At 42.6% G+C, this 2,976-nt stretch carries 3 protein-coding genes; all 3 read right to left on the bottom strand.

The annotated features are described in order from the left end of the window. On the bottom strand, positions 1–463 hold a 463-nt coding region (locus tag IQ229_RS21505), incomplete at its 3' end, for a hypothetical protein (protein WP_228013636.1). A 421-nt stretch (positions 464–884) separates the two neighbouring features. Further along, positions 885–1,121 (bottom strand): 2Fe-2S iron-sulfur cluster-binding protein, encoded by a 237-nt coding sequence (locus IQ229_RS21500; RefSeq protein ID WP_194047210.1) that lies wholly within the window; start codon positions 1,119–1,121, stop codon positions 885–887. A 100-nt stretch (positions 1,122–1,221) separates the two neighbouring features. Then, on the bottom strand, positions 1,222–2,706 hold the full coding sequence (gene cobQ, locus IQ229_RS21495; protein WP_194047208.1) for a cobyric acid synthase CobQ: 1,485 nt from the start codon (positions 2,704–2,706) through the stop codon (positions 1,222–1,224). Between the last annotated feature and the right edge of the window lie 270 nt (positions 2,707–2,976).

The following is a 2,976-nucleotide window of genomic DNA, read 5'->3' as shown; positions in this document are numbered from 1 at the left end:
AAGTTAGAGAGTGCTTTATCTTTTCTATAGCTTGATTCAATCCCTTTGTGTGAATCCAACCGACATAACCACCAAAAAGCATTTTATTATTGCTGTCAGCTAAAAAGATATGCTTGACGTTAGCTGGATTAATAAAAATTTTGACTACAGTACCATCTTTAAGGGTAAAAATAGGTGTTGATCTTCTGAAATCTCTGCTGTGAGCTTGAGTCATACCTGGGACATTGACTAATATTTCAACAACTTTTTGAGCGATTTGAGAAATACTGGTAGCTATTTCTGCTTCAGTATTCCATTCTTTCAGCCAATCTATTCCTTTTTGACTTAAGCGAAAATCTTCTTTTACAGCAAGCTTCTTATTCACTAAACTAGACAAATTTTTTAAATACAAAATAACCGTAATAATGTATAAAATAATTTTGGAAAATCTACCTATAATCCTTGCAATTATTTGATTTGACATATTAACTATTGCCTGTTGTGACGATAAGATTCCTAGTACTGAACTATAAAAATTCTCTAAATTAGGACTTACGCAAAATTATGAAAAAACGAACCGCAAAGGACGCAAAGGACACGAAGTAATAAGAGTTTAAGAGAGTTTTTGCGTAAGTCCTATAAATGTAAAAAATCAGTTAAAAGGGCGGTTAGAAACCGCGTCTACACAGACAAAACCCACCTCCGTGGGTTAACAACCCTTGATTTTGTATTAGTCCACGGAGGTGGACTTTGTTTGTATAGCCGCGAATTCCATTCGCCCTGGCTCTAAGTTGACACGTATGAGCATTGCTGTCTGTGCCCCTATGACAGATGTGATTCAAATACATCAAAACTGCTGTAATATCCGCATAGCATACTAGTCCTTGTCAATAATAGGACTGACATTACCAAGTTGGGTCGCTAAACAAATTAATCGTCAATTCTTCGCGTGGCGGTACTGCGCTGATACAAGCGCGAACAATCTCTCCATCTTCTAATTCGACGGTGCAAGCGTGACAAGAACCCATAAGACAACCGGTGGGAATAAATACCCCAGCCCGGTCTGCTACATCTAAGAGGGGTTCTCCCACTTCGGCATCTACTGTGACATCATCTGGTAAAAAACGGACACGAACAATCATCAATATTACGTATTTAATAGAGTTGTCATTTGTCAGTTGTCCTTTGTCCTTTGCAAATGACCAATGACTAATGACTAATGACATTTCAAGGAATTTTAGCTTAAGACAAAAACAGACTTAAGTCTAAATGGCTTTCAACTTCAATGGCTAAAGAGTCCAAAATCTGCTCTCGCTGTTCCCGATAGTTAGCAACACCTGTGGGCAAAGATTTTAAACCCCGCTGTTGACGGAGGCGATTTAACCAAGCGCGTCGCCAAGGACCGTTGTCAAAAAGCCCGTGGAGGTAACTTCCCCACACCGATTGACAGCTATCCACTAACCCTAAATTAATATCGTCAAATAGGGCATGGTAGGATTGGGGATCTATGCCTTGCTGTTCGATGCGCGATCGCCCTTGGTGGATTTCAAAGCCATTGACTGGCAAGCCTTGTTGGGGATAATTTGAGCTAACTTGGCGCTGGCGGGCGATTTTTTGTCCTGTAATGACAGTTCTGATTGGTAAAAGATTTAACCCTTGAAATCTGCCAGCTTGTCCCTCTATCCCTTCTGGGTCGGCGATGATTTGACCTAGCATTTGATAGCCACCGCAGATACCTAAAACCGTTCCCCCAGAAGCAGCGTAGTTTTGGATAGCTTCTGCCATACCGCTTTTTTGCAGTAGTAGCAAGTCAGCAATTGTGGTCTTTGTACCTGGGATAATCACGGCATCAGGATGTCCCAAATCTTGCTTAGGACTTAAGTATTTAATTGAAACTGTACTTTCTGATTCCAGTGGGTCAAAGTCGGTGAAATTGGCAATTCTTGGTAAGCGGATGACGGCAATGTTAAGGTCAGTGTGGGCTTTATTCGTGGACGATTGACGTTCTAGCAGGTCAAGAGAATCCTCTGCTGGAAACATTTCTTGCAAGTAGGGTATAACACCGATCACGGGGATACCTGTACGTTCTTCTAACCATTTTATCCCCGGATCTAAGAGCGATCGCTGCCCTCGAAACTTATTAATTACTATACCTTTAATTAAGGCGCGTTCATCTGGTTCCAATAACTCTAGGGTTCCAACGACATGAGCAAAAGCACCACCCCGGTCAATATCAACTACTAACATGGTTGGTGCATTTAAATGTTTTGCTACCCGCATATTAGTTAAGTCGCGGTGCTTGAGGTTAATTTCCGCTGGACTACCAGCACCTTCACAAACCAGCATGTCAAATTCTGTTCCTAAATGCTGTAGCGATTCTTCAATTGTCCGCCACCCCAGTTCAAAATATTGCTCGTAGTAATCCGAGGCACTGACTTTACCTACAGACCTACCTTTAATAATTACTTGAGAAGTCATATCCCCTTGGGGTTTGAGTAAAATTGGGTTCATTTCTACCCAAGGCACGACTCCCGCAGCCCAAGCTTGCACTGCTTGAGCATAGCCAATTTCTCCACCACTGGCGGTGACATAAGCATTTAAAGCCATATTTTGACCTTTAAAGGGAGCCACTCGCCAACCACGCCGCGACAGAATGCGACAAATAGCTGTAGTTAAAAGTGATTTCCCTGCATGGGATGTTGTCCCCACTACCATAATTGATTTCATAGTTGCTATCACTTAGTTTTTCAAGATACAGAGTTAATTTTTGGGAGCAGAGGAGCAGGGGAGCAGGGGAGCAGGGGAGCAGAGGAGAAAGTTGCAGTAAGTTTTTCCCCTCTGCCTCTTTGCACCTCTGGCTTTTGTACCCAATGCCCAATGCCCAATGCCCCTCAAGAGTGCTGAGTCATGAGTGCTGAGTGCTGAGTTGGGAATCTCGCTTCTTTACTCAGGACTGGGAACTCGGAACTCGGAACTGTTTTGCCCAATGCCCAATGC

This window comes from Nostoc cf. edaphicum LEGE 07299, assembly GCF_015207245.1.
Taxonomy (GTDB): domain Bacteria; phylum Cyanobacteriota; class Cyanobacteriia; order Cyanobacteriales; family Nostocaceae; genus Nostoc; species Nostoc edaphicum_B.
The sequence above is the reverse complement of the archived record's forward strand: the minus strand, read 5'-3'. Positions and strand labels throughout refer to the sequence as shown.

What these genes read in the sequence shown, in the direction of transcription:
- IQ229_RS21500 (WP_194047210.1), bottom strand. Translation starts at nt 1,121, where the DNA reads ATGATTGTTCGTGTCCGTTTTTTACCAGATGATGTCACAGTAGATGCC.
- cobQ (WP_194047208.1), bottom strand. Translation starts at nt 2,706, where the DNA reads ATGAAATCAATTATGGTAGTGGGGACAACATCCCATGCAGGGAAATCA.